This window comes from Paenibacillus sp. TAB_01, assembly GCF_043945595.1.
In the GTDB taxonomy this organism is placed as follows: Bacteria; Bacillota; Bacilli; order Paenibacillales; family NBRC-103111; genus Paenibacillus_S.
The window spans coordinates 4,329,792-4,353,792 of record NZ_JBIFNP010000001.1; the positions used below are offsets into that span (position 1 = coordinate 4,329,792).

Below are 24,001 nucleotides of genomic sequence, written 5' to 3' on the forward strand. Positions count from 1 at the left end.
ACATATACTAACGCAAGCTTCCCCAAGTGAATTCCAAAGAAGGTTAGGAGGAAATCAGCATTGAATGCAATATCAGGTAAAAAATTTGCCGCTCACGTACTTCTTTTCGATTGTCAAAAGTTCATTTTGCCGATGCTCGAGAACTGCGGCCCTTATGTCGAAAAGATCTATGTTGCTTATAGCAAAACCCCGTGGCGCTATAACCCCTATGCCCGGGAAACCATGACCAATACGATCGATCCCGATATTCTGAAGCAGTCCAAATACTATGATAAAATCGAGCTGATCACCGGGGTGTGGGATTGGGAGCATGAGCAAAGGAACGCCTGCCTGCAAAAAGCGAAGGAGGACGGCTTTGACTTCCTGCTTGTGCAGGATGCGGATGAATACTATATGAACGCGGACTACGAGCGTATGATCCGCTCAATTGCAGAGCACTCCGATTATGATTACTATGCAACTCCCTGGTGCACTTTCTGGAAATCATGGGACTATATTCTTGTCAACGACCAGCAATCGATCATTCACGGATATCCCAATGTGGCTATGAACTGCCGGAAGGAGGTCTCGTTCGCTAATCTTCGTAACCCGACCCCCGGCAGTACGGTGCATTATTTAGATGCGCTGTGCTTTCACGGCAGCTACGTGCTGAATGATGAGGAGGTTTACCGCAAAATCAGTTCTTGGGGACACGCCCAGGATTTCGACAGAGAAACCTGGTATCATGACAAATGGATCAGCTGGTCGGAGCGCACCACCGATCTCCATCCGACACACCCTTATATTTGGAAAAGAGCGTTGAAATATCATGCGGGCTTACCGGAGGTGCTGGAATCCTTCGGTGACAAAGCTGCCGCCTCCGCAACCATTGTTCAGTCCGTTCCTCAGTTTAACGGCCGTATTCCCGATTGGCTGCAGCGGATTCAGCCGTTGGAAGGCTGGCTCAGTCACAGCGAACAAATCGGCCTGATTCATCTTCCTTCCATGGTCGCTCATCTGGAAGGAGACTTTGTTGAGATTGGTTCCTATAAAGGCAAAAGTACCGCTTGCCTGGCGGTCGGCAGCCAATTGTTCACCCGCAGCAAGTCCCCTATCTATGCGATCGATCCTTTAATCTCTTCGTGCTTTGACGATTTCCACCGCAATATAGGCTCGGTCGGCTTGAAGGAAGCGGTCCGCTCCATCCGCAAATGGAGTACTGAAGCTTACGACGACTGCCCCGGCACCATAGCCGGTTTATTCATTGACGGCGATCACAGCTATCCGGCAGTCAAGCACGATATCAAGCATTACGCAAGCCGGGTCGTCCCCGGCGGCATCGTAGCCTTTCATGACTACACCAATTCGCCGGATGTTAAACGTGCGGTTGATGAGCTGTGTATGACGGAGGAATTTGACTATCTTGCCGACTATGACAGCCTGCGCATGGTTCGCCGCAAAGCGTAGCGCATATCGCAGAACCACATCGCATCCGGTGCAGCAAACATAAAAGAACCGCAATGCGGCCGATGCCCGCATTGCGGTTTCCTTTTTTCCATGCTTTCATATCGTGTAAGTTCCGCTTCGATCAATCTCTAGGAAAGTCCACCTTCATAATATCCATAAACGGCACCTTAGTCGTAACGCCCCGATATTCGATATGTACTTTCCCCGTACGTGAATCCATGACCGTAATCAGGCCGCGGACCTGTTCCTCCACACCCCAGACAGTCAATAATACCTCGGAGTCCTCTTGCTTAGCCTCCACAAGCTGATTCCCCAGCTCCTCCAAAACGAACTCGTCCCGCGTCGGACGTTTTGCTACTTTTGCCTTCGCCATAAGTCTAAAGTCTCCTATATTCCATTATTTTAGTTATAGCTTACTTCGGTTGTTCCATTAAACGAACCGTGCTTTTTACTTCGGGATTGGCTAAATAAACAGGATAATAGCCGGAAAGCACATCCACGATATTTTGCGCCACCTTCTGCTTCAGCTCCTTCTCCGACTCTTCAGAGTACCAGGCGACATGGGGGTTCAGAATCACCTGCTCCATCTCCAGCAGCGGATTGCCGGGCAGGATCGGTTCCTGTTCAAGCACATCCAGCGCGGCGCCGGCAATTCGGGAGGCCTGCAGCGCATCAATGAGTTCGGCCTCATCAATCAGCGAAGCGCGGGAAGTATTAATAACAACCGCCTCCGGCTTCATCGCGTGAAATTGCTCCTTGCCGATGAGCCCTCGGTCTCCTTCGGTTAACGGAGCATGCACGGAAATAAAATCGGATTCCCGGCACAAGGTTTGCAAATCGACCAATTGAACTCCGTATGGAGAGGCAGCCTCTTCCGATACGAAGGGATCGCAGGCCAAAATATGCAGCCCCAGCGCTTTCGCCTTCAGGCTCAGATTTTGCGGGATTTTTCCGAATCCGACAAGGCCCAGCACTCTGCCGCGCAGCCGGTAAATCGGGATGCTTTTCTTGTAGTCCCAAGTTCCCTGTTTTACGTAAGAATTCAATAAGGTAACTTTTCGGGCTGAAGCCAGTAGAAGCGCCAGCGCATGATCCGCCACTTCATCCACACAATAATCCGTACAATTGCCCACGATAATTCCCCGGTTCGTCGCGGCATTCAAGTCGATAGTATTAACCCCCACGCCGTACCGGGATATGATCTTGCAATGCTTCAACCGCTGAATAACTTTCTCCGTGATCGGAGCATATTGGTTCAAGATCCCGTCGGCATCCTCCGCAGCCGCAATAACTTCCTCCTCGGTGCGGCATTGGGCAGTCACAAATTCCACATCAAGCTGATTCAGCACGTCTTTCTCAATGCTCAGGCTCTTATACTCATAGTCCGTAATAACCACTTTGAACGTTGCCATACCGTTTCCCCTCTCGCCAATCGGATGAACAGCCACTTCTAATTCTACCATTAATTTTCTTCAAGGTCCGAATCTATAGCAAAAGTATTTCATATTTTCGTGGCTGACGAATCGCCTGGAAGAGGGCATGGTAATATATTCTCACTGTATACATTCGAATACAGACGAAGAACATAACAGGGCACTAAAACAAACTATACCGCTCAAGGAGGCATCATTCCATGTACCAGAACCAAAACCTTTCCAGCCAAATCAATCAATGCGAGCAAATTCTTCACCAGCTGATGAGCCAAACCCAGCAAGCTACGCAGATGTACCAGCAAATGCTGCAGCAGGAGCAGCAGAATGCTTTTATTCTCGAAGAGCTTGCTCAGAAAGAAAAGAGAGCGGCCCATATCATTCAATCCGCCCTGCAAGGACATCAATTAGCGATGCAGCAAATGCAGCAAGTCTCTCAAATTTGTCAATCGCTGGAGCAAAGTGCGCAGCACGCCGGCGTGCTCTCTTACACGCAGCAGCCTGGTTATGATGCAAGCTTTCAAAACATGTCTATGTATAGACATTAATCGTTAATCCGCCCGCGCCCTTATCAAATCTAAAGCCCTCTGTTTGCTTTACCAGAAACAGAGGGCTCAATACATTTAAGTCTTCCTTGGCAGCATCATAAAGCTGCTGCTTGTGTCAGGTTAGGTCTGGTGAACATACCGGCCCTGCATCGGAATCGCAACCTTATCAAAGTCCCGGACTAAATCGGCAAGGCCCTGTCTTAGCTCCTCTCCCCCCATCGGCTTCCCGTGTCCAGTTATAGCTGAGTTAGGCTTAAGCGCCTCGAGACGCCGGACCGATTCCCACGCTGCATCCCAATCGGTTGTAAAATAAGCTGGCGGGCGGTGCACCTCTTTTTCCTGAAAGATCATGGCCGTAAGCGACTCTTCCCTCACCGTCGTAAACGCGTCCCCGGCAATAAGCATCCTGTCGCTTTCCCTAAATAAAGAAATATGTCCCGGAGTATGCCCCGGTGTATGAATCCATGTCCAGCCGGTCAGGCCTGGAATCGTTCCATCCTCAGGCAGTTCCTGGACATTCCCTCGTATATCAATGCCTTTACTTGGAAATAATGGCGAAATGGTTGAGATCAAGCCGCCTCCTACCGCCGGATCCGGCTCCGAGTAGTCCTCTTGTCCCGTCAGAAACGGCAGCTCTTTTGCATGAGCATATACCGGCACATCCCATGCCTTTAATAGATCCTCAAGGGAGCCTGCATGATCGAAATGACCATGGGTTAACACAATTGCTTTAGGCTTAGCGGCAGCAAACCGCGCCTCGACCGTCTCCATAATACGCGCAGCGAATCCGTCTATTCCGGCATCGACCAATACCCAGTCCGAGCCTCCAGCATTTCCGGCAAATACAACATTGGCTATCAAAGCCCTGATAAACTTAATATCTTCGGGCAATCTATCCATCGTGAGATCCCTCCGCTCATTATGAATAGACTGCTCCTATTCAATCGAAATATGCAGGTTCGAATGATACGATATCCGATCGCGGCCGTATGGTAAAACCATTCCAGTCTTATCCGCAGCACAAATATTCGACAGCGCCAAACTTCGGCTTCCTCAACACTTTTTTGAGTATAGAGGAGAGGCTCTGAACATATAGAAAAAATGGAGTAGGAGGCATGCTGCTCCCCCAATGCTTCCATAGACTATACCTCCATAGAGATCCGGTGCACCTGCACCTTCATCTCCGATAACCGGGCGAGAACATCCGTATCCGTTCTCCCGTCCGTAATAATATGCTGAATCTCATGCCAAGAGGCCACATGGGCGAGCGACTGCTGGCCGAATTTACTGTAATCCGCCAAAATATACACATCGTCCGCGATACCGATCATTTTTTGTTTAATAAGCGCCTGCAGCTCGTTCGACTCGCTTAAGCCCCTTTGCAGGTGAAGACCTTTGCAGGACAAAAAAGCCTTATCCACATGATAAGTGCTGAGAGAGCGCTCCGCCAAAGGCCCTACAAACGAAAGCGAGCGAGGCGACAGCAGCCCCCCGGTCGAAATGACCTGAATTTTCTCTTTCGTGCTCAGCTCCGAAGCCACTTTAATGGAGTTGGTCAGCACAGTGAGCGGCATATCCGGCAGCAGCTGCGCCATATACCATGCGGTGGAGCTTGCATCCAGAATAATCCGATCCTGCTCGTTCACCTGCTTGACCGCCTCCGCAGCAATGCTCCGCTTCTCTTCCGCGTTCGTTGTCTCCCGTTCGATGTAAGGCGTCTCCGCTTGAGACGATTGGATGCTAACGGCGCCTCCGTGGCTGCGGCGAAGCTTGCCCTCACTCTCGAGTCTGTCAAGATCCCGGCGGATCGTTTCTTCCGTCACTTCGCATATCGCGCTCAGCTCCGTGACACGGATACTCCCCCGTTCGTTGACCAGCTGTATGATTTTATCCCATCTTTGCGCTACCAGCATGACGAAATCCTCCTGCAATTTGGAAATCCGGCTAATGGCCTCTATTGTACAACAAGATGCACGATAGCACTAGCATCCATTGCATAAGGGTCAAGCGGCCGCCGCCAAGCTGGATGCTCATCTCACGGCTCAGCCTAACAGCGCCTGGGCTGCAAGCTCATACGAACGAATCCGCAGATCGTAATCCGGAATCGGCGTGACAAGAAGAAATTCATCCGCTCCGTACTCCCGCTCCAGCTCCTTCAATTCGGCGGCCACCTGCTCCGGCGTCCCGACTACGTACTTTCGCCCGGAAGACTGCGGTTCTGCGGAACTATGGCCTGCCTCCGGGACACGATCCAGAAACAAGGCCGATCCGGCGGCGGCCAACTCTCGCGCTTCCTCCAGCGTTGGCGCGCAGACGACGCCGACAGCCGCGATGACCCGCGCCTCCGCGGAAGCCACGGACGGCTTGAATTGAGCGCGGTAAGCCGCCAATACTTCCTTGCCGTCCGTCTCGCTCATAAACGAGCCGAACACATACCCCGTCCCGAACTGCGCGGCGTAAGCGGCGCTCTTGTGATTCGTGCCGAGCAGCCATACCTGCGGAGCGACGGCCGGAATCGGCCTGGCTCGTACAGGCTGCCCTTCCAGCTCGTAGCGGTCGGACAGCAGCTCAAGCAGGTCCTTAAGCGATTCGGGCAGCCGCCGCACGTTGTCAAGGAAATTGCCGCTGAGCGCCATGCTGGCATGAGCCGGCCCTCCTGGGGCCCGGCCGATGCCCAGGTCGATACGGCCCGGATACAAGGCGGCAAGCAGCCGGAACGCTTCCGCCACCTTCAGCGGCTTATAGTGCGGCAGCAGCAGCGCGCCGGAGCCAAGCCGAATGCGCGACGTCAGCGCGCCGATATGCGCAAGCAGTACCTCCGGAGCCGTGCAGGCCAAGCCGGCCAAATCATGGTGCTCCGCCACCCAATACCGGTGATATCCCAGCGCTTCCGCCGTTTGCGCTAACCGCAGCGCCTGCTTCAACGCATCGCCGTGCCCCGTACCCCCGTAGACCGGGGCCAAATCCAAAACGCTTAGCTTCATTCGTTCACGCTCCCTTCCTTCATTGAAGCATAAGCGGTGTTCCGATGTCCATCCGGCTTTATTTTTGATACAATAAAACACAACTTTAACAGACAAGGAGATTAGAAAGATGGCGCATAACCGCAAGCTGATCTCGGATCAAGATTTTCAGGAGGCCATGGACCGGCAGTTCGCCATCCGTGTATTTCAGGACGACCACGTCGTCGATTCGGGAGGCACGATTTCCCGGTTTGACGATCAGATTGTCGTTGTTCAGTCCAGTCTGAGCGAGCTTGGTTATCATTCCCGTAAAGCATGTGAATTTTTCGGCATGAGAAAAAAATAACAGCCTCCCAGCAGTAGAAAAGCGCCCGGATGGTCAGCCGGAGGCCGCGGCGTTTTTGCTATGATTCCCGAAAACGAGCGGACTCTACCATTAAATTCTAAATCCAATGCCCGGATAAATGGATACAGCGCTTGTATATGGATAAAATACAAACGACCATATCTATTCGAACAAGGAGCGCCTATGATCAGTAACCGTGAAATAAAGGGGCAAATCGATGAGCTCACCGAGCAAAATCAGTTTCTGACTCAAGAGCTGCAGCAGATTAAAGAGCTTATCCAGAACCAGGGCAAAAATCAAAGCCAAGGGCAGTCTCAAAGTCAAGGGCAGGGTCAAGATCAGGGTCAAGGTCAAGGTCAAGATCAGAGACAAGCGCAGACGGATCAGAGTCAAGGAGAGGACAGCGGTCAGCAGGGTCAAGGCGGTGCACAAGGCGCCGACTCCTTCGGCGGTTCGCAGCAGAAGCAGGGCGGGGGCGGCTCAAACAATCAAATTTTTGATATCGCCAACGATTTCCTGAAGCTCAAAGAGCTGACCAGCAGTCTTGAAAAAAAGATGCAGGAGTACACATCCAGCAAATCGAGCGGCGGAAGCAGCCTGACGGATGAGGACGTCATTAACCTGGTCCTCAGCATGATGAACGGAATGATCGACTGGACGATGGATTTCGCCTCCCGGCCGAAGCAAGGACAAGGCAGCCAGTCACAGCAGCTGCAATGATAAGGGATCAGCCGATCCCTTTTTTCTTGCGTTCCTCACCTCCCGCCCAAATCAATTTCAGATACAAAGTTGCCGCGCTCAAGCATTTCCACCCCCGGCCGATCTTACTACAATAAAAGGAGTCCGGTAAGATATTTATGACCGATTTAAGGGAGGAACTAAGCTATGAGTACACAAAAAGCCGCGGAAAGGCTGAACCCGCTGACATCCGAACAAGTCGCCCAATATGAGAAAGACGGATACATCGTCATTCCGAAGGGGTGCAGCGAAGATCTGATTCATACCTACAACGCTCATATTCATGCCATCCGCTCCGCGGAGGAAATCGCGGAATGGGCCCGGCCCCGCAAAGGCAAAGGAGCAGGGACGGCCGTGTCCGATCAGGACCGCTTTTCCATCCGGCTGTTCAATCCGCATCTGCATGACGGCTTCTCTCTGCAAATGATGAAGCTGCCGATCGTACGAGGCGCTCTGGCCCAGCTGCTCGGCGATGAAGCCTGCGGGGTCCAAAGCATGTATTTCTATAAAGAGCCCGGCTCTCCCGGGCAAGCCGCGCATCAGGACTACTACTATATCCGCAATGATCCGAATACATTGATAGCGGCTTGGGTTGCGATGGAATACACCAACGAGGAAAACGGGTGCCTGTGGGTGATCCCCGGCTCCCATCAATGGGGCCTGCTCCCGCACGGCGCAGTGAAAAATCTCGACGAGCACGAGGCTTGGACCGATGAAACCGAAGGAGTGGATCTGAGCAAGGAAATTCCGGTTGTGCTGGAGCCGGGCGATATTCTTATTTTCCATAATCTTCTGGTCCATTCATCAACAAGAAACCGGTCGGACCGTTGGAGACGTTCTTATGTTTGTCATTATATCCGGCACGACTCTACGATTGATAGAGAAGATTTAAAACGCAAAGTTTCTCTAGTATAATAAGATCAACCCTCTTAGCATAAGGCAGGTTGAGACTATGAACAGCGGACCAGGGGCGGATCGATATCCGCCCTTTATCGTGAACAGAGCCAAGGCCGGCACCGTGATCTATCCTCCCGGCGGCACGTTCGGCCCGCGCGTTCAGCAGGATCTGCAGCTTGTCCTGCTGCATACCGGCGGGATGTGCATTCATATCGACGGAACCGCGCATCATGTGCCTACCGGGCATGTCGCCCTGTTGAAGCCGGGGAAGGTGGAGTATTTCGAATTTGCCGGGAAGGAAGAAACGTGGCACCGGTGGATCGAAGTAAAGGTCTGAACCTTTACCCGAGGAAACCGCTGCCTGGCTTGAGCAGCTTCCGCTGTACATTCCTCTCTCGGACAAAATGAATCAGCTTACCGACCTCATGCTCACCATGGAGTCCAACGAAGGCGGGAGCCGCTTCAAGGAAGTGCTGTGCTCGCTCGGGCGCTCCGCGGTGCTTTTGTTTCTAACGGAGCAACAGTACATGGATAAAGTGAAGCATAAGCATCCTGCCGTACTGATCGCCAAGGAGGAAATTCAACGCAGGTTTGCCGAAGAGCTTGATTTGACAGCGCTTTCTATCTGTACCAATACGTCCCCTGAACATTTGATCCGCCTGTTCCGCAGGGACGAGGGCATCACGCCGACGCAATATTTGTGGAGGTACCGGGTGATACGGGGATTGGAGCTGCTTCGCAGCACCGGGCTTGGGATCGGCGAGATTGCCGACCGGGTCGGCTTCAAGACGTCTTATCATTTTGCCAGAACGATTAAACAGCACACGAAAAAAACGCCGACCGAAGTGCGGCGCGAAAGCTGGCACAACAGCAGCGGCTCCTCCCCCTAGCGGACGGACTGCCAAACACTTCCGAATATAGCTCATTTCATCGCTTAAGGAGGCAATGTATGGAACAGAAGCAGACACAGGTTTACCGGATCAATGACGGCACCGCGAACCCGCCAAGATTGGAGATTCAGCAGTCCTGGTGGGGGATGGAACGTCTGGGCGACGGCACGCGGGAATGGTCCGACGAGGAAAAGCTCGAGAAGATTGCGGAGGCCGGATTTGCCGGAATTCTCGGCCGATTGCCTGAGCCGTCCGAGCAGGAGCGATGGAAACGGCAGCTCGACGCTTATCGCTTCAGCTTCGGCATTCATTCCTTCCCTTCGAGCCGCGAGGAGCTGGCCCCGCTGCTGCGCCAGGCGAAGGAATTCGGCGTGCAATATGTCAATTCGCAGGTGATGGACTCCTTCGTCGTCGACGAAGCAGCCATTGCCTTGCTTGACGCCTTGACTCAAGAGGCGGCGGACGCAGGTCTGCCCTATCTGGTAGAAACGCATCGCGGACGCGTCACCCAGGACCTTCATCGCACTGTAAGCTACGTCCGTGCGCTGCCCGCGGTTCGCTTGACGATCGACCTATCCCATTATGCGGTGGCGGGAGAGCTGGTAGGAGAAAGCCTGCTGCGCAAGGCGGAGCCGTTATTCGACGTGCTGCTCCAGCGTACCGCCGCCATTCATGGCCGCGTATCGAACGGAGAGCAGGTCCAGATCGATATCGGCCAGGACGGGCAGCATGAGCTCGTGGAGCATTATTTGCGCTGGTGGAGCCGCGGTATGGCTTACTGGCTGAAGGATGCCCAGCCCGGCGACGTGCTGCCGTTCGTCAGCGAGCTGGGGCCTCCGGGATACGCGATCACGGAACGCACATCGGCCCAGGGAACGAGGGAAATTTCGGACCGCTGGCAGCAGGCGCTCGTATTCAAGCGGCTTGCCGAGGAAGCATGGCGGCGGGCGCAAGCCTTGGTTTTGAACGGATAGGATAGCTCCATAGTAATACACCTCTAAAGCTCCGCAGCCTTCTTATCTCCCATGTCCGGCGCAGCCGTCCTTCGCTGCAGCCGGACATGGGCTATTGGTGCTGCTCCCTACCCTTTTACCGCGCCGGTATTCAGGCCGCTGACGAAATATTTTTGCCCGACCGCACTGATGAGAATTAATACGGGAACGGCCATCAAACAGGCGCCGGTAATCGGCGTGGCGAAATCTTCCTTGTAAGGATTACTCATTGTCGTAATGCCTACCGCCAGCGTCATCCGCTTTTCGTTCGTCAGAAAAATAAGCGGGCTGAGATAGTCGTTCCACGAGTTCATAAAAGCCAGCACGCCGACGATACCGATGCCGCTCATCGACAGAGGCAACGCTATGCGCAGAAACGTGCCCAGCTCCGAGCTGCCGTCCACCCTTGCGCTTTCGTACAATTCTTTGGGAATGGCGGACATCACCTGCCGGATAAGAAAAACGCTCATCGCCGAGATCGAAGCCGGCAGAATCAGCGGATAAAAGGTATTGAGCCAGCCCCAGCTGCGAAACATCATAAATGAAGGGACAAGCGTCAGCTGGGAAGGGACGAGCAGAGTCGACAATACGACGAAGAACAGCCCGTTTTTGAATCGAAATTCATAGCGGGCGAATCCGTAGGCAACCAGAGAGTTGAACAGCATAGCCAGCAGCGAAATGGATACCGCGATCATAATTCCGTTGGCGAATTGCGTCCAGAACGGGAGCTTCTGAAACAGCAGCGTAAAATTATCCAGCGTCGGACGCAAAGGAACCGGATTCAGCGGCTGGGATGCGATATCTTCGTATTTTTTGAACGACGTGCCGATCATAAACAGGAAGGGCACGCAGAACATGAAGCTTAACAGGATCAGAACCGTATACACGGATATCGGATGCAGGCGATTGCGCAGCTTCATCGGAAGGATCCCCTCCTTTCCCCTTGCCGTGTCGGATTATTTTCTTGGAACAGCTTCAGCTGCAGCGCTCCGACCAGCAGCAGAATCGCGGTAAACACATAGCCGATCGCCGACGAATAGCCGAAGTTCTGGGAGCGAAACGCCTGCTCGTACAGATACATCGTCGGAAAGAGCAAGGAATCTCCGGGCCCGCCTCCGCCTCCCGCCAGCAAATACGCTTCTGCGAACATATTGAACGAGCCGACAATCGCCTGAAAAACGATAAAGGTGAGAATGGGCCTTAGCATAGGCAGCGTGACGTTCCAAAATCGTTGTACGGCATTCGCGCCGTCCATCTTGGCCGCTTCGATCAGCTCGTGCGGAATGTTCTGCAGACCGGCCATAAAATACAAAATATTAATGCCCAGGTACCGCCAAAGGCTGACAAGAATGAGGGCAGGCATCGTCCAATTCGGGTTCTGCAGCCAGGCAACGGGCTCTATTCCCACCATGGACAGCAAAGCGTTCAACACACCGAAGGACCGGTTAAAGATCAGGCTGAAGATCAGCGCCACAGCAACAGCCGAAGTAATATTCGGCGTAAAGAAGAAGGTGGCGAAAAAGCCTTTGCGTTTTTCTACAAACGGCTGGTTGACCAATAAGGCCACCCCCAGCGCAACCGGAAGGATGATAAAGACGCTTCCGCCCGTCAGCTTAACGCCGTTCCACATAGAGTTCCAGAACCTGGAGTCCTGCAAAACCAGCTCATAGTTTTTGGCGCCGATAAAAGTCAATTTCCCGATTCCGGCATGCAGGCTGAGATACAGCCCGTAAAAGGTCGGGTAGACGTGAAATGCGGCAAAGTGAATGAAAAACGGAGCAATGAATACAAAGGGCGCTGCCTTCACAAGCAGCGACGGCTTCCAGATCATGCGTTCCTGCCTCCTTCCAGTGGCGAAGGAAGAGAAGTCTTCGCTTCCCCTCCTTCGTCTGTAAAACTTATTTGCTTACCGCTTCTTCCTTTTTAATTAAGGCCTTCAGCTCCGTGTCGACCTTCTCCAGCATTTGCTCCGGCGTCAGCTTTCCTTCCTGATAGTCGAACGAATATTTATCCCAGGCGGTCTTGAACTGGGTACGCCACCAGGCCTGATTCTGATTCGGCGCAATCGGCACCAGCTTTCCGTACAGCTCGCCGAGATCCTGGCCGCCGAAATATTTGGTATAGGTGCTCTGCTCATGCAGGCCGGGATCGTTCAAGGATGGAATCAGCGCAGGAAAGAGGTTCACAATCTGAAACCGCTTGACGGACATCGCAGGAGTCAACTGTGCCGTTTTCAGAAATTCCCATGCCAGCTCCTTGTTCTTGGAAAATTTCGAAATCATGAGGCCCGTGCCTCCCCAAACGGAGGTGGAAACGGATTTCGGACCGCCGGTCGGCATCGGCACCGCCGCCCATTTGCCGCTCAAATCGGGCACATTGTCAGCCAGCAGATTCACCCACCAGTCGGGACCGAACGCTGCGATATACTTGCCCGTCTTGAACGCATCCCAATAGGCAGGACCTGAGATGAATTCCTTGTCCATAATGAGGGTGTCCCATAAGTCATTAAATGACTGAGGGACGCCCTCTCATTTTGTACAACAAAAAGAAACCTACCTTTGGTAAAATGGAAGTACCACCCACCATTCACATAAAGGAGAGGTTTCTTTTGTACATTCAATATACCATGGATCAACTTTGCCTGCCAATGGATTTAGAAGAGGACATTCCAGCAAACCACCTCGTTCGCGTTGTAAACACTGCCGTCAATCGTCTCGACGCCGCTATCTTCGACGCCGCTTACCCCGGAGGCGGACGAGATAGCTATCACCCCAAGATGTTAACCAAAGTCATCATTTATGCCTACACACAACGCATCTACTCCTCTCGCCAGATTGCCAAGGCTGTCCGTGAAAACATCATGTTTATGTGGATCGCAGGCAGGCAGCGCCCGGACTTTCGTACCATCAACCGCTTTCGTTCGGAACGAATGAAAACTGTACTGGAGACTGTGTTTACGGCCGTTCTTCAATTCCTCGCAGAGGAGAACTATGTGCAGTTGGAGCATTACTTTGTGGACGGCACGAAGATCGAAGCCAATGCCAACCGCTATACGTTTGTTTGGGGAAAGGCTGTCGTGAAGCACAAGGCCAAGCTCCAGGAGAAAGTCCAGACCTTGTTCGCCGCCATTGAAGAAGCTGAGAGGCAAGAAGAAGGAGCACATGAGGGCAGGGATCTTCACGAGCTGGGAGAGTCATCTGCCATCACAAGTGAAAAGCTGGCACATGCCGTCAAGCAGTTGGAAGAGCGCCTGCAGGAGAAGCCTAAAGATAAACCGCTAAAGAAGGCGGTGCGTGCGCTCCGCAAGGACTTGCTTCCGCGGCTCCAAAAGTATGAGACACATGAGATCATCTTAGGAAATCGAAACAGCTACAGCAAAACGGACCATGACGCCACATTTATGCGAATGAAAGAAGACCACATGCGAAATGGCCAGCTCAAGCCGGGTTACAACGTACAGATTGGCACTGAAAATCAATTCATTCTCGGCTACAGCGTTCACCAGCGGCCGACCGATACGCGCTGCCTCATCCCTCATCTGGAGAAAATAAAATCACAGTTCGGCAAGCTGCCACACACCGTCATCGCTGATGCGGGCTATGGCGGTGAGGAGAATTATGACTATTTGGAGCAGAACAAAGTCGAAGCCATTGTAAAGTACAGCACGTACCATCGCGAAAAAAGCAAGGCATGGCAAAAGGACATCAGTAAGATCGACAACTGGACCTACAACAGCGAGCAAGACACGTGGACATGCGCAGCCGGACAACCGCTCCATTTTCGTAGGGTAAGTAAGGAAAAAAAAGAAAGTGGGTATGAAATCGAACACAGGCATTACCGAAGCACCAGCTGTGAGGAATGCCCGCTGAAACCACAGTGTACGAAGGCCCAAGGTAACCGTGAGATCAAAGTCAGCATGAAGTATTTGCGGCTAAAGGGCCAAGCAAGGCAAAAGCTCCGCAGTGAAGAGGGTTATGCCCTGGCAGTGAGGCGCATGATCGAGCCGGAGCCTGTGTTTGGTGATATGAAACACAACAGAGGATTTAGAAGATTTCTGCTTCGTGGCTTACCAAAAGTAAGTCTGGAGGTCGGGTGGCTTTCCCTTGCCCACAATCTACTTAAGAAAGCTGCAATAGATACCAAAAACCAAGGAGCTAAGCGAGAACAGATCGCATAGCTCCTTGGTTTTTTCGAATGTCATCTTATTTTGTTCCAGAGGGTGTCTCCAAATTTACTTTTGGGACAGCCCCATAATGCCGCTGTTCTTCCAGTCATATGTACGCTTCAAAGCCGTCAGCGCCTCCGGCGTGCGCAATCCCACTTCGCCCGACGTCGTGACGATATCTCCGCCTTCCTGCTTAATTAACAATTCAAAGTACGTCCGGTCGTTCTCTCCCGTGCCGTTGCTTGCAGCCGGAAAAATATATTTGTTTTTTCCGGTCAGCTTCTTCGCCTGCTCGGTGAATTGGTCCCAGGTTTTCAGCTCTTCCACCTTGATCCCCGCTTGATCGAACAGATCCTTGCGGTAGTACAAGGCTGACACGGTCGCGGCATGCTCGATCCCGTACTGCTTCCCGTTCACTGTGTACAATGCCTGGCGGCCCTTGGACATCACGTCGTTCAGATTATCACGCTTCAAATAATCGTCCAGCGGCTCAAAGGGAACGTCGCCCCGGATCAGCAGGGGGAATTGTCCCTGCTCAATGTCGAGCAGATCCGGCGCCCCCTCGCCTCCGGATTTCGAAATAATAGCGTATTTATCCATCTCGCTCTTGGTTTCCATCAGGTTGATTTCCACTTCTACATCCGGCTTCGTCTTGGCGAATTCCTTCTTTACTTCTTCATAGAACCGCTTGTGGGGCTCGGCAAACACCCAGAGGGTCAACTTATTGCCGGCTTTGCCGCTGCTGTCAGCTTTAGCCTGCTCCGCCTGACCGCCGCCTTGGGCCGGCGCCCCTTCATCCGGTAACGGAGTACAGCCAAGCAGGGAACAAGCCACGGCGAATATTCCAAAAGCTTTCCAGTTTTTTTGCATACTGCCACCCTCTCTGAAATCGATATTGTTACTCCCTGACAGTGTATTGAATTCGCTTACAAAGTGAAATGCCCCCACTTAACAGGTTTGTATCTGAAATTGATAACTAACAAAAACCTAGCCTGCGGCTAGGTCAGGCTGTCGAGAAAGTCACACGAAGTGAACCATGCTTACCACCGCAGGTGGGGTATCTAAGCTTACGAAGCCCGTTTTTCTACGAAACACGCTTAGTTTACGTCCGCCTTTGAAATTCGTGAAAATACCTTCAAATCTAATCCAATTCACGAGTTTCATCAGCGGCTGGAGGAGGATACCCCACCGGAGTATCACACAAATTCAAGCTTTCTCGACAAGCTCAAGAAAAGAACGGATCTGCTTATCCTGAACAAAAAAGACGGGGCTCTGCCCTTCCTGTAAGGAAGTGAACAGAGCCCCGTCTCTTGAGGGCGGACAACTTATTCCCAAGGGAATTTCGTTGTAAGGTGACCGGAGAAATTTTTACTCTTTTCCCGGCGGATTCTTCGGAATTCCGCGCCGGTCCTCGGCCGTTTCGTTCAGGCGCTTCTCCTCTTCCGATTCGGGAACGACCTGCGGCACGGCAACCGGTCTCTTATTTTCGTCGAGCGCGACGAAGGTCAGGAAAGACGTGGCGGCGATACGGCGCTCCGCCGTTTTTAAATCCTCCGTCATGACCTTGACGAACACCTCCATCGAGCTTTTGCCGGTATAGGTGACGAACGACTCCAGACAGACGGAATCCGTCGGACGGATCGGGTACAGAAAGTCGACCGAGTCCGTCGAGGCTGTAACGACAGAGCGTCTGCAGTGCTTGGAAGCGGAAATGGATGCAATATCGTCAATGTACGCCATCAGCTTACCGCCGAAGAGCGTATTGTGATTATTGACATCGGTCGGAAATACGCGGGAAGTTTTGTAGCATCGGGATTCTTTCGCAAATCGTTGTTCCAAAACGGTTCTCTCCTTATTCCCCGCCAGGACTATCCGGCAGGGCATGTTTACTTCATACTATAAATTATCGGATACATTTGGGCAATCCGCAATTTTCCGGCTTATTCAGACGGCTTCCCGCCCATCAGCCGATGAATCCAGTGATAGCAGGCCTCCAGCTCCTCGTCGCTGATCCAATCCGAACGGTGCTCGAACAGGATGTTCACATCGGGATTGACCTCCGCAATGATTTGCAGGTAGGCTTCGATAGGAGCCCAGCCATCCGCCGGGTCCAGCGCAGGCAGAGCCGGAAAATGGCTGTGGCGAACACCGCTGCCATCGTTCAGCACCTGCAGCGTCCACAAATGGATGGAAGCGGCATAAGGAGCGTAGGTTCGCAGCACCCGGGACACATCCAAATACGGGTCCAGCTTCTCCTGTTGAAACAGGCGGCCGGTATCCAGACACAGCTTGATATCCGGATACCTTTGAAGCAGCTTCACCACCTCGCCGGTGTCATAGACGTAGCGGTTCAAGGCATCGAACTCCAGTACCGGTCTAAAGCCGTAAGCCTTCCCCTTCTCCGTCAGCCAGGAGAAATGCCGCTCGCTCCGGTCAAGGAATGTTTCCAAATCATAGGCACTCTCATATACATACTCGCTCGGATCGGAGAATCTCCAATGCCGCCAATCTACCCGGTCGTCCAGAATGACCGGCTTCGGATAATGGAACAGAATATATTCCGGCTTTACCCGTACCGCAGCCTCCAGCTCCCTCTCCGCATAAGCGAAGGCTTCCTTGCGGACTTCATCGTCCTGAGCCAGAAACAAGGCGTCGCGAAGACTAGGTCCGCCCGCCCGGAGCGGAAAGTGGATGCCGACGCGAAACGCATGCTTCTCCGCTTCATCAATCAGCGCCTGGATGTCTTCCCCGCTCTCCAGCAGGCAGGCCTCGATTCCGTAGAAGCCCGGACGAAAATCCCTTTGAAATTTGCTATAGTCAAACCGGCCATACTGTCCAATCAAGAATCGCTGCACTTGCACTCCCTCGTTTCTCATTTTCAATTTATATAACTTTTCGGGGTCCCCGCAAAGTACCTGAGTCCGCTTCGAAGCATAAGTTCCACTTTGTGGGGTTATTTTTGTAAGCTCTTTCAAGCATGATATTCGCGATCCTCTTGCCATATCCTTTTTGAGGAGGTTAAATGAAGTAAAAGGAGGTTGGTCGAGATGAAGGCCAAGAAAGCTGCCGCTGAACAAGCCGTAACATATATCAAGGATGGAATGACCGTAGGATTAGGCACAGGCTCTACCGCGTATTGGGCCATTCACGGCATTGCCGCTTTAATCAAGGAGCAAGGACTGAGCTTGAGAGCCGTTGCCAGCTCCCAAAGCTCGGAGGCGCTTGCCCGGGAACTGGGCATACCTATTGCGCCCTTCCATGAAGTCGACGTGATCGACATCACGATAGACGGCGCAGACGAGGTGGATGACCGGCTCCACCTGATCAAGGGCGGCGGCGGGGCGCTGCTCCGGGAAAAAATTCTCGCTGGGAACAGCAAGCGAATGATCGTTATTGCCGATGAATCCAAACGGGTGGAGACGCTCGGACGGTTCCCGCTGCCGGTAGAGCTCGTGCCGTTTGCCGAGAACTGGACCCTGAACGCCATCGCCCGGCTCGGCTGCGAAGCCCGAATCCGCCTGAAGGACGGACAGCCCTTCGTCACGGACAACGGCAATTGGATTGCCGACTGCAGCTTCGGCGCCATTCCCGATCCGGCGTCGTTAGCCGTAAGCCTCAACCGCATTCCGGGCGTCGTCGAGAACGGATTGTTTGCCGGCATAGCCAGCTCGGCGGTTATCGGCTGTGAGGACGGCAGCGTACGCGAGCTGCACCGTAGTGAACGGCAGTGAAACGCAAAACGGTGAACCCCGATCAAGCCAAGGTTCACCGTTTTTTTTGCTAAGGTTTACTGTTTCCGCCGTCCGGCGGCGTTCAGTCCGCCAATCGAATGCGGAGCGTCCAATCCGCCGCCTTCACAGCATGCTTCGCCTTCAGCTGCAGCCGGTATACGCGGTCGCCCCAAATCGGCAGCATGCGGGAATCCGTCACGGGAACGGTCTCAACCGAGGGAGCCAGCCCCTCCCCGTCGTATGCCAGCAGCAGCCGGTCTCCGCTCTCGTGCCGAAGCTCGATGCTGGAGCCGTCCAGCAGGCTCGGCGGCTGCAGCGTCAAGTAATTCAGCACGACCTCGGCACTCGCCTCCTGCAGCTCGAACTGGTCCCGGATTTCAACGAAAGCGCGCGCATCCTCGCTCGCGCGGTGCAGCGCGCAGCTTCGGCGCCACTGCTTGATCCCGGCTTCCGCAGGATAGGCCGCCGCAATATTCAGCGACAGCTCGGACTTCGCCCCGTCCGCCTCATACGCCACATCCCCGGCCCGGTAATCGCTGCCGGCCTGCTGCTGGAAGCCGTTCACCTCAGGCAGACTGTGATAGCTCGACTGCATGGTCAGGATCTCGTACCTCTGCGGGCTGAACGTCTTCGAGGTATAGCTTTCCACCCCAGCGTCGATCAGAAACGGCTGCCCGTTGCCGTAGACGATGAAATGGCCGATATCGTTATGGTTATGGCTCTCGTCGTTATGACCGCCCTTGGCGGCCACATACAGTCCGCTTCCGTCCCCCTGACGCTCCCTTGCCGCAAAAATATGCGTATCCGGCAGCCAGACATCCTGTTCATACGGAGGGGACGCCGGTTCGGCCAGCAGCGCTTCCGCCCCCAGCACCTCGGCCGTTATCCGCATCAAAGATGCGATTTTATCCCGGGAGCAGCCGTTCTTCTGGAACGCATACGCCCCCAGGCGGCTCATGCCTTGATCCTGAATCCGCTGTCCGTAGCGGTGAACCAGGCTGCCTGCGATGTGAAGGCGGCCGTCGCCGTCGGCGAAATTGACAAACTCGTTGCCGGCAATATGCGCCCTGTAGATGTATTTGCCGATCTCCTGCACAAGCGGCTCCTCATAAAAGCTCAGCTTTCCGCCCGTTCCCCAATACAGCAGCTCCAGACAATCGAACAGCGATGCGCCAGCCCGGCTCCAATAGCTCGGCCCTTCGTCGCAGCCTCCGTCAGGATGATATACGCCCATGAAGAAGTCCAGGCTGTGGGCGGCTTTGGCGGCAGCCCGGCTTCGGACTACAGGATCAGGCTCCAGGATCAGAAAGGCCGCCAGGCAATTCGAATGAATCCACGGGTTCCAGTTGTTCACTTTCTTCTCTCCATAGCCCATCCACCAGAAATCTTCGCGGTCCAGGTAAGGCTCGAAAATACGGCGTCCCACTTCATGCCGGATGCGCTGAAGCAGCATCGGACATTCCAGCTGAAGCGTATCCTCCAATAAATACGCGGTCCAGGCAAGCAGCGCCCCCGTCTCTGCAGCGAACAGGTCAATCACCTGCTCCGTCACATCGGGCAGCGCGTAGCCCCTGCTCTGCGGCGAGAGAGATAGGTGCGCGGGTACCACCCATACCGATTCCTCGCAAAGGCACCAAATTCCGTTAATAATCTGCTCTATGAACCGCCCCTTCCCCTCAAGGCATTCGCCGATCACCAGATCCGCAACCGCCTGCCTGCGTTCGAAATAAACCGCTTCGTACCGCGTCCGGTTGCCGTTCACGACATAATCCATGTAACGGACGGCGGGCAGAATCGGCCATTCCCAATCCAGTCTCTCCTCCGCCCAAGATATCCAGGCACTCCTTATTTCCGATGGCACAGCTTCCCAGCGGGTGCGTTCCAATCCTTTCGGAAACGGATGGAATTGCTCTGCGCTAAGCAGCAGCTCCGCCGCTTGCTCTTGTGAAAGCTTTGAACTGAACATGGGTTACCAGCTCCTTCAAATAGTATTCATTCGCATCCTTAACCTGCCTGCTCCAAATTACGGTAAACCGCGCGGTATGCGCACAGCTTTAAACAAAGCTTATTCTATACCAAGGCGCGTACGGGGGAAACGATCATTTTAGAAGATCATCCGCCGCAGGGACCGTTTCCGTGTGTACAAGCCCGCTTCATGCCTGCCGAACGATAATCATACGAGATGATTATTCCCGTAAAACCGCGCTGCCGCCGCGTTTTGAAAGCGTTTTAGGTGTCAAATGAAATGATTGTTTCTTTTTCAAATTCCCTCCCCTAGAATGATGAGCATGAGGCTGAAAGCAGGGCGCCGCCCGGACATTTCGGTCATTCAACCAAGCATCTTAAGAAGGAGCGTGAACTTTGATGAAAGCGGATACCGCAGAGGCCGGCTTCGATAAAGCCTCAACCGCAGCAGCCAAACCCGGCTGGAAGCGGTATTGGATCGATTGGGATCTTTACCTGCTCCTGGCGCCGGGCTTGCTTTACTTTCTGATCTTCAAATATTTACCCATGTGGGGCGTCGTCATCGCCTTTCAGGATTACAGTCCGTTTAAAGGCATACTCGGCAGCGACTGGGTCGGCTTCAAGCATTTCGTTACTTTATTTCAGTACGATAAATTTTGGCAAATTTTCCGCAACACGATCCTGATCAGCCTGTACAATCTGATCTTCTTCTTTCCCGCGCCAATTATCGTCGCCCTGCTCTTAAATGAGGTGAAAAATCAATTTTTCAAACGTTCCGTTCAAACGATCATTTATTTGCCCCACTTTATTTCCTGGGTGGTCGTGGCCGGGATGACCTACCTGCTGCTCGGCACGCAGGGCGGTCTCGTCAACGAGCTGATCAAATCGTCGGGCGGCGAAGCGCTTCCCTTCTTGACGACGTCGGAATGGTTCCGTTCCCTGCTCGTGACGCAGAGCATCTGGAAGGAAGCCGGCTGGGGCACGATTATTTTTCTCGCCGCCTTGTCCGGCGTGGATACGCAGCTGTACGAGGCCGCCATTGTCGACGGCGCCGGCCGCTGGAGGCAGCTGTGGCATATTACGCTTCCGGCTATCCGCAGCACAATCTTCATTCTGCTGATCTTACGGCTCGGCAATATTCTCGACGTCGGCTTCGAGCATATTTTTCTGATGCTGAACTCTACGGTCAACAATGTCGGGGACGTATTCGAAACGTATGTATACCGGGAAGGTCTGATCGGCGGCAAATTCAGCTACACAACGGCTGTCGGCTTGTTTAAATCCATCATCGGTCTCGTACTGGTCGTCAGCGCCAATTGGCTGACCAAGAAATTCGGCGAGGAAGGCGTATACTAGTGGCTTCTTAGCACGCCTGCCAACTACGTAAGAGGAAAGGAGAATCTTACCATGCACATCAAGCCTACCCTGGGAAGCCGGGCCTTTGACACGGCCAATCTCATCGTATTGACTTTATGCGCGTTCATCACTTTGTTTCCGTTTATTTACATTATGGCCACCTCGCTGGCCCCGCTGCAGCAGGTGCTGCGCGGAGGCGTCATCCTGTGGCCGGAGCAGGTCACCTGGGATGCGTATACGACCATCTTCTCCAATGCGCACTTTGTACGCTCCCTGTACACGACCTTCTTCATTACGGTGGTCGGCACGCTCACAAACCTGCTGTTTACGACCTTCATGGCGTATCCGTTAGCCAAAAAACGGCTGAAAGGACGCCGTATCATTCTCTTCCTCGTCGTATTCAGCATTTTGTTCAGCGGAGGGCTGATTCCCTCCTATATGATTGTCAAATCGCTCGGCATGATTAATACCGTCTGGTCGCTCATCGTTCCGGGCGCGATCAGCGCCTTCAATCTGATCATTATGAAAAACTTTTTCCAAAGCATTCCCGAGGAGCTGGAAGAAGCCGCAAGGATTGACGGCTGTAAAAATCTCGGCGTTCTGTTCCGCATCGTCCTTCCGTTATCCATGCCCGCTCTCGCGACGTTCACACTGTTCTATGCCGTCGGGCACTGGAACCAGTTTTTCGCGGCCGTCATCTATGTGACCAAGTCGAACCTATGGCCGATTCAGGTGGTGCTCCGCCAGATGATTATCGAAGGCTCGACCCAGGAGTTCGAGCAGGCGATGGGCGAGCTGAAGATCATCCCTACGACGATCAAAATGGCCGCCATTATCGTTGCCACCGTCCCGATCCTGTTCGTGTATCCGTTCCTGCAAAAGCATTTTGCCAAGGGCGTTCTGCTGGGCTCCGTCAAAGGATAGCCTTCCCTTATTAAACTAATCAGGAGGTCTCATTCATGTCCAAACGCTGGTCCAAACCGATTTCCGTTACCGCTGTTTCCGCTCTAACCGCCGTGTCCCTGCTGGGCTGCTCCGTCGTCCCCGGGTCCGAAGACCAACATCCGTCCGCCAACAACAACCCATCCGCCGATGCCCAGAGCGGCAAGCGGATGAAAATCAGCATGATGTATCCGCTGTATTCCGATCCTCCGCAAAAAAATGAAGCATGGAAATATATCGAGGACAAATTCAATATCGAATTCGAGCCGATGGCCGTTCCGAATAACAGCTACAATGACAAGCTGAAAGTGACCCTCGCCTCCGGCGATATGCCCGATATCATCCTTTGGACGAACTATCCCGATCCCGAGCTGAACAAATATGTCGAGCAAGGAGCCTTCGCTCCGCTGGACGAGGCGATCAAGCCGGCGCCGAATCTGATGAAAACGCCGCAGGCGATACTTGACAATGTCAAAATTAACGGCAAGCTGTACGGCGTCCCCCGCACCCGGGCCTTGAACCGTTCCGGCGTCATGATCCGCAAGGACTGGCTGGACAATCTCGGGCTGCCGGTACCCAAAACCGTCGATGAGCTGTACCAAACCGCCATCAAATTTACGACGGGTGACCCTGACAAAAACGGCAAAGCCGATACGTTCGGTATCGCCTTCGGGGAGAACGTCTCCCATATGGATCCGCTGTATATGGCTTTCGACTCCGGTGCAGGCTGGCGCAAGATGGAAGACGGCACGCTGATGAACGCAGACATTACCCCTGGCAAGAAGCAGGCGCTGGAGTGGCTTCGGAAGCTGTACCAGGAAGGCGGTCTGGATAAAGATTTCGCCGTCCTGAAGAACACGCAGGTATGGGAGAAGCTGGAGGGCGGCAAGGCCGGCATTCTGCTGGGCGGCCAGACAAGCGACTATGCCCGCTATGTTGAAAACTTAGCCAAGGTCGATCCTAAAGCGAACCTGATCATGATTCAGCCTCCGGCCGGACCTACAGGCAAATTCGGGTACAGCGAAACATCCGGTTTCTTCGGGCAATGGGTCGTTCCCGCCAAGACCGATCCGGAAAAGGTGAAGAAAATCATCCAGCTGCTGGACTGGCAGGCAAGCGATGAAGGCTACGATATGAAGCGGTTCGGCGTGGAAGGCGTCCATTATACGAAAAATGCCGACGGCACCAAAAAGATAAATGTCGACAAATATAAAACGGACGGCGTGGACGCTTTGATTCAGCATAATCCTTACGACCCATACAGCTATGTCGTGCTGACGGCTCCGGAAGCCGTGCAGAAGGCGCAGAAGGAAAACCTTGACCGCGTTAAGGATATGGGGATCAAAAATCCCGCGATGGCCTTTGTCGCCCCTTCGGCTCCGGATAAGCAGGCCGATCTGAACAAGCTCCGCGACGAAGAATACGTCAAGCTCGTTATGGGCAAAGCGCCGATGGACGATTTCGACCGGTTTGCCAAGGAATGGCTGGACAAAGGCGGCGCCCAGATTACGAAAGAAACGAACGAATGGTACCAGAAGCAGCCTAAATAACTCTGCAGCGCCCCTCCCTTCGATGTTTAACAAGGCGAGGGG

24 protein-coding genes and 1 pseudogene are annotated in these 24,001 nt (G+C 53.4%); 13 read left to right on the plus strand and 12 right to left on the minus strand.

Going from position 1 to position 24,001, the window contains the following annotated elements; genetic code table 11:
* The first annotated feature begins 60 nt into the window (after positions 1-60).
* On the plus strand, positions 61-1,446 hold the full coding sequence (locus ACHHV8_RS21135; protein WP_395161296.1) for a class I SAM-dependent methyltransferase: 1,386 nt from the start codon (positions 61-63) through the stop codon (positions 1,444-1,446).
* 121 nt (positions 1,447-1,567) lie between these two features.
* On the opposite strand, the gene ACHHV8_RS21140 is transcribed toward ACHHV8_RS21135, so the two are convergent.
* The gene (locus ACHHV8_RS21140; protein WP_395161298.1) at positions 1,568-1,819 is read right to left on the minus strand and encodes a YolD-like family protein; all 252 of its coding nucleotides are present in this window, start codon (positions 1,817-1,819) and stop codon (positions 1,568-1,570) included.
* 40 nt (positions 1,820-1,859) lie between these two features.
* Complete coding sequence (locus tag ACHHV8_RS21145; protein ID WP_395161300.1) at positions 1,860-2,858, minus strand: C-terminal binding protein; 999 nt, start codon at positions 2,856-2,858, stop codon at positions 1,860-1,862.
* 221 nt (positions 2,859-3,079) lie between these two features.
* On the opposite strand from ACHHV8_RS21145, the gene ACHHV8_RS21150 reads away from it, so the two are divergent.
* The gene (locus tag ACHHV8_RS21150; RefSeq protein WP_395161302.1) at positions 3,080-3,424 is read left to right on the plus strand and encodes a hypothetical protein; all 345 of its coding nucleotides are present in this window, start codon (positions 3,080-3,082) and stop codon (positions 3,422-3,424) included.
* Positions 3,425-3,544: 120 nt separating this feature from the next.
* On the opposite strand, the gene ACHHV8_RS21155 is transcribed toward ACHHV8_RS21150, so the two are convergent.
* The 3 genes from ACHHV8_RS21155 to ACHHV8_RS21165 form a co-directional block, all read right to left on the minus strand.
* Positions 3,545-4,324 (minus strand): MBL fold metallo-hydrolase, encoded by a 780-nt coding sequence (locus tag ACHHV8_RS21155; RefSeq protein ID WP_395161304.1) that lies wholly within the window; start codon positions 4,322-4,324, stop codon positions 3,545-3,547.
* Between the two features lie 242 nt (positions 4,325-4,566).
* The gene (locus ACHHV8_RS21160) at positions 4,567-5,337 is read right to left on the minus strand and encodes a DeoR/GlpR family DNA-binding transcription regulator (RefSeq protein WP_395161306.1); all 771 of its coding nucleotides are present in this window, start codon (positions 5,335-5,337) and stop codon (positions 4,567-4,569) included.
* Positions 5,338-5,466: 129 nt separating this feature from the next.
* Entirely contained in the window at positions 5,467-6,408 is a 942-nt protein-coding gene (locus ACHHV8_RS21165) for an LLM class flavin-dependent oxidoreductase (RefSeq protein WP_395161308.1), read from the minus strand.
* A gap of 109 nt (positions 6,409-6,517) precedes the next feature.
* Here ACHHV8_RS21165 and ACHHV8_RS21170 point away from each other — a divergent pair, with 109 nt between their 5' ends.
* From ACHHV8_RS21170 to ACHHV8_RS21195, 6 genes are all read left to right on the plus strand, one after another.
* A complete protein-coding gene (locus ACHHV8_RS21170; protein ID WP_395161310.1) occupies positions 6,518-6,733 on the plus strand; it encodes a hypothetical protein in 216 nt (71 codons plus the stop codon).
* A 183-nt stretch (positions 6,734-6,916) separates the two neighbouring features.
* Positions 6,917-7,453, plus strand: coding sequence for a hypothetical protein (locus ACHHV8_RS21175; protein WP_395161312.1), 537 nt, complete (start codon positions 6,917-6,919; stop codon positions 7,451-7,453).
* Positions 7,454-7,618: 165 nt separating this feature from the next.
* On the plus strand, positions 7,619-8,386 hold the full coding sequence (locus ACHHV8_RS21180; protein WP_395161314.1) for a phytanoyl-CoA dioxygenase family protein: 768 nt from the start codon (positions 7,619-7,621) through the stop codon (positions 8,384-8,386).
* Positions 8,387-8,423: 37 nt separating this feature from the next.
* The gene (locus ACHHV8_RS21185) at positions 8,424-8,705 is read left to right on the plus strand and encodes an AraC family ligand binding domain-containing protein (protein WP_395161316.1); all 282 of its coding nucleotides are present in this window, start codon (positions 8,424-8,426) and stop codon (positions 8,703-8,705) included.
* A gap of 67 nt (positions 8,706-8,772) precedes the next feature.
* The gene (locus tag ACHHV8_RS21190) at positions 8,773-9,258 is read left to right on the plus strand and encodes a helix-turn-helix domain-containing protein (protein ID WP_395161318.1); all 486 of its coding nucleotides are present in this window, start codon (positions 8,773-8,775) and stop codon (positions 9,256-9,258) included.
* Positions 9,259-9,317: 59 nt separating this feature from the next.
* On the plus strand, positions 9,318-10,232 hold the full coding sequence (locus ACHHV8_RS21195) for a sugar phosphate isomerase/epimerase family protein (protein WP_395161320.1): 915 nt from the start codon (positions 9,318-9,320) through the stop codon (positions 10,230-10,232).
* Positions 10,233-10,339: 107 nt separating this feature from the next.
* Here the strand turns inward: ACHHV8_RS21195 and ACHHV8_RS21200 are convergent, their stop codons facing one another.
* The 3 genes from ACHHV8_RS21200 to ACHHV8_RS21210 all read right to left on the minus strand — a co-directional run bounded on the left by ACHHV8_RS21200 (position 10,340) and on the right by ACHHV8_RS21210 (position 12,736).
* The gene (locus ACHHV8_RS21200) at positions 10,340-11,170 is read right to left on the minus strand and encodes a carbohydrate ABC transporter permease (protein WP_395161322.1); all 831 of its coding nucleotides are present in this window, start codon (positions 11,168-11,170) and stop codon (positions 10,340-10,342) included.
* Positions 11,167-12,081, minus strand: a complete 915-nt coding sequence (locus tag ACHHV8_RS21205; protein WP_395161324.1) for a carbohydrate ABC transporter permease — start codon at positions 12,079-12,081, stop codon at positions 11,167-11,169. Before ACHHV8_RS21205 ends, ACHHV8_RS21200 begins: the two co-directional genes overlap by 4 nt.
* Positions 12,082-12,148: 67 nt before the next feature.
* Positions 12,149-12,736, minus strand: coding sequence for an extracellular solute-binding protein (locus ACHHV8_RS21210; protein WP_483874896.1), 588 nt, complete (start codon positions 12,734-12,736; stop codon positions 12,149-12,151).
* 122 nt (positions 12,737-12,858) lie between these two features.
* Here ACHHV8_RS21210 and ACHHV8_RS21215 point away from each other — a divergent pair, with 122 nt between their 5' ends.
* Positions 12,859-14,427, plus strand: coding sequence for an IS1182 family transposase (locus ACHHV8_RS21215; protein WP_395161262.1), 1,569 nt, complete (start codon positions 12,859-12,861; stop codon positions 14,425-14,427).
* A 54-nt stretch (positions 14,428-14,481) separates the two neighbouring features.
* Here ACHHV8_RS21215 and ACHHV8_RS21220 read toward each other — a convergent pair whose 3' ends face one another.
* The 3 genes and pseudogenes from ACHHV8_RS21220 to ACHHV8_RS21230 all read right to left on the minus strand — a co-directional run bounded on the left by ACHHV8_RS21220 (position 14,482) and on the right by ACHHV8_RS21230 (position 17,270).
* Positions 14,482-15,285 carry an ABC transporter substrate-binding protein gene (locus tag ACHHV8_RS21220; RefSeq protein WP_395161326.1) on the minus strand — a complete coding sequence of 268 codons (804 nt, stop codon included), beginning with the start codon at positions 15,283-15,285 and terminating at the stop codon, positions 14,482-14,484.
* 455 nt (positions 15,286-15,740) lie between these two features.
* Positions 15,741-16,299: pseudogene (locus tag ACHHV8_RS21225) on the minus strand (acyl-CoA thioesterase).
* 56 nt (positions 16,300-16,355) lie between these two features.
* Positions 16,356-17,270 (minus strand): sugar phosphate isomerase/epimerase family protein, encoded by a 915-nt coding sequence (locus ACHHV8_RS21230; RefSeq protein WP_395161328.1) that lies wholly within the window; start codon positions 17,268-17,270, stop codon positions 16,356-16,358.
* A gap of 192 nt (positions 17,271-17,462) precedes the next feature.
* On the opposite strand from ACHHV8_RS21230, the gene rpiA reads away from it, so the two are divergent.
* Complete coding sequence (rpiA, locus tag ACHHV8_RS21235; RefSeq protein WP_395161330.1) at positions 17,463-18,146, plus strand: ribose-5-phosphate isomerase RpiA; 684 nt, start codon at positions 17,463-17,465, stop codon at positions 18,144-18,146.
* Between the two features lie 82 nt (positions 18,147-18,228).
* On the opposite strand, the gene ACHHV8_RS21240 is transcribed toward rpiA, so the two are convergent.
* Positions 18,229-20,112, minus strand: a complete 1,884-nt coding sequence (locus tag ACHHV8_RS21240; RefSeq protein ID WP_395161332.1) for a heparinase II/III domain-containing protein — start codon at positions 20,110-20,112, stop codon at positions 18,229-18,231.
* 398 nt (positions 20,113-20,510) lie between these two features.
* On the opposite strand from ACHHV8_RS21240, the gene ACHHV8_RS21245 reads away from it, so the two are divergent.
* The 3 genes from ACHHV8_RS21245 to ACHHV8_RS21255 are packed head-to-tail and all read left to right on the plus strand — an operon-like array spanning position 20,511 to position 23,959.
* A complete protein-coding gene (locus tag ACHHV8_RS21245; protein WP_395163581.1) occupies positions 20,511-21,467 on the plus strand; it encodes an ABC transporter permease in 957 nt (318 codons plus the stop codon).
* A 51-nt stretch (positions 21,468-21,518) separates the two neighbouring features.
* A complete protein-coding gene (locus tag ACHHV8_RS21250; RefSeq protein ID WP_395161334.1) occupies positions 21,519-22,391 on the plus strand; it encodes a carbohydrate ABC transporter permease in 873 nt (290 codons plus the stop codon).
* Positions 22,392-22,426: 35 nt separating this feature from the next.
* Entirely contained in the window at positions 22,427-23,959 is a 1,533-nt protein-coding gene (locus ACHHV8_RS21255) for an extracellular solute-binding protein (protein WP_395161336.1), read from the plus strand.
* Positions 23,960-24,001 lie beyond the last annotated feature (42 nt).

Excerpts from the sequence above, each read along its gene's own strand:
- ACHHV8_RS21140 (WP_395161298.1), bottom strand. The coding sequence starts at position 1,819 with ATGGCGAAGGCAAAAGTAGCAAAACGTCCGACGCGGGACGAGTTCGTT.
- ACHHV8_RS21145 (WP_395161300.1), bottom strand. The coding sequence starts at position 2,858 with ATGGCAACGTTCAAAGTGGTTATTACGGACTATGAGTATAAGAGCCTG.
- ACHHV8_RS21150 (WP_395161302.1), top strand. The coding sequence starts at position 3,080 with ATGTACCAGAACCAAAACCTTTCCAGCCAAATCAATCAATGCGAGCAA.
- ACHHV8_RS21155 (WP_395161304.1), bottom strand. The coding sequence starts at position 4,324 with ATGGATAGATTGCCCGAAGATATTAAGTTTATCAGGGCTTTGATAGCC.
- ACHHV8_RS21160 (WP_395161306.1), bottom strand. The coding sequence starts at position 5,337 with ATGCTGGTAGCGCAAAGATGGGATAAAATCATACAGCTGGTCAACGAA.
- ACHHV8_RS21165 (WP_395161308.1), bottom strand. The coding sequence starts at position 6,408 with ATGAAGCTAAGCGTTTTGGATTTGGCCCCGGTCTACGGGGGTACGGGG.
- ACHHV8_RS21170 (WP_395161310.1), top strand. The coding sequence starts at position 6,518 with ATGGCGCATAACCGCAAGCTGATCTCGGATCAAGATTTTCAGGAGGCC.
- ACHHV8_RS21175 (WP_395161312.1), top strand. The coding sequence starts at position 6,917 with ATGATCAGTAACCGTGAAATAAAGGGGCAAATCGATGAGCTCACCGAG.
- ACHHV8_RS21180 (WP_395161314.1), top strand. The coding sequence starts at position 7,619 with ATGAGTACACAAAAAGCCGCGGAAAGGCTGAACCCGCTGACATCCGAA.
- ACHHV8_RS21185 (WP_395161316.1), top strand. The coding sequence starts at position 8,424 with ATGAACAGCGGACCAGGGGCGGATCGATATCCGCCCTTTATCGTGAAC.
- ACHHV8_RS21190 (WP_395161318.1), top strand. The coding sequence starts at position 8,773 with ATGAATCAGCTTACCGACCTCATGCTCACCATGGAGTCCAACGAAGGC.
- ACHHV8_RS21195 (WP_395161320.1), top strand. The coding sequence starts at position 9,318 with ATGGAACAGAAGCAGACACAGGTTTACCGGATCAATGACGGCACCGCG.
- ACHHV8_RS21200 (WP_395161322.1), bottom strand. The coding sequence starts at position 11,170 with ATGAAGCTGCGCAATCGCCTGCATCCGATATCCGTGTATACGGTTCTG.
- ACHHV8_RS21205 (WP_395161324.1), bottom strand. The coding sequence starts at position 12,081 with ATGATCTGGAAGCCGTCGCTGCTTGTGAAGGCAGCGCCCTTTGTATTC.
- ACHHV8_RS21220 (WP_395161326.1), bottom strand. The coding sequence starts at position 15,285 with ATGCAAAAAAACTGGAAAGCTTTTGGAATATTCGCCGTGGCTTGTTCC.
- rpiA (WP_395161330.1), top strand. The coding sequence starts at position 17,463 with ATGAAGGCCAAGAAAGCTGCCGCTGAACAAGCCGTAACATATATCAAG.
- ACHHV8_RS21240 (WP_395161332.1), bottom strand. The coding sequence starts at position 20,112 with ATGTTCAGTTCAAAGCTTTCACAAGAGCAAGCGGCGGAGCTGCTGCTT.
- ACHHV8_RS21245 (WP_395163581.1), top strand. The coding sequence starts at position 20,511 with ATGAAAGCGGATACCGCAGAGGCCGGCTTCGATAAAGCCTCAACCGCA.
- ACHHV8_RS21250 (WP_395161334.1), top strand. The coding sequence starts at position 21,519 with ATGCACATCAAGCCTACCCTGGGAAGCCGGGCCTTTGACACGGCCAAT.
- ACHHV8_RS21255 (WP_395161336.1), top strand. The coding sequence starts at position 22,427 with ATGTCCAAACGCTGGTCCAAACCGATTTCCGTTACCGCTGTTTCCGCT.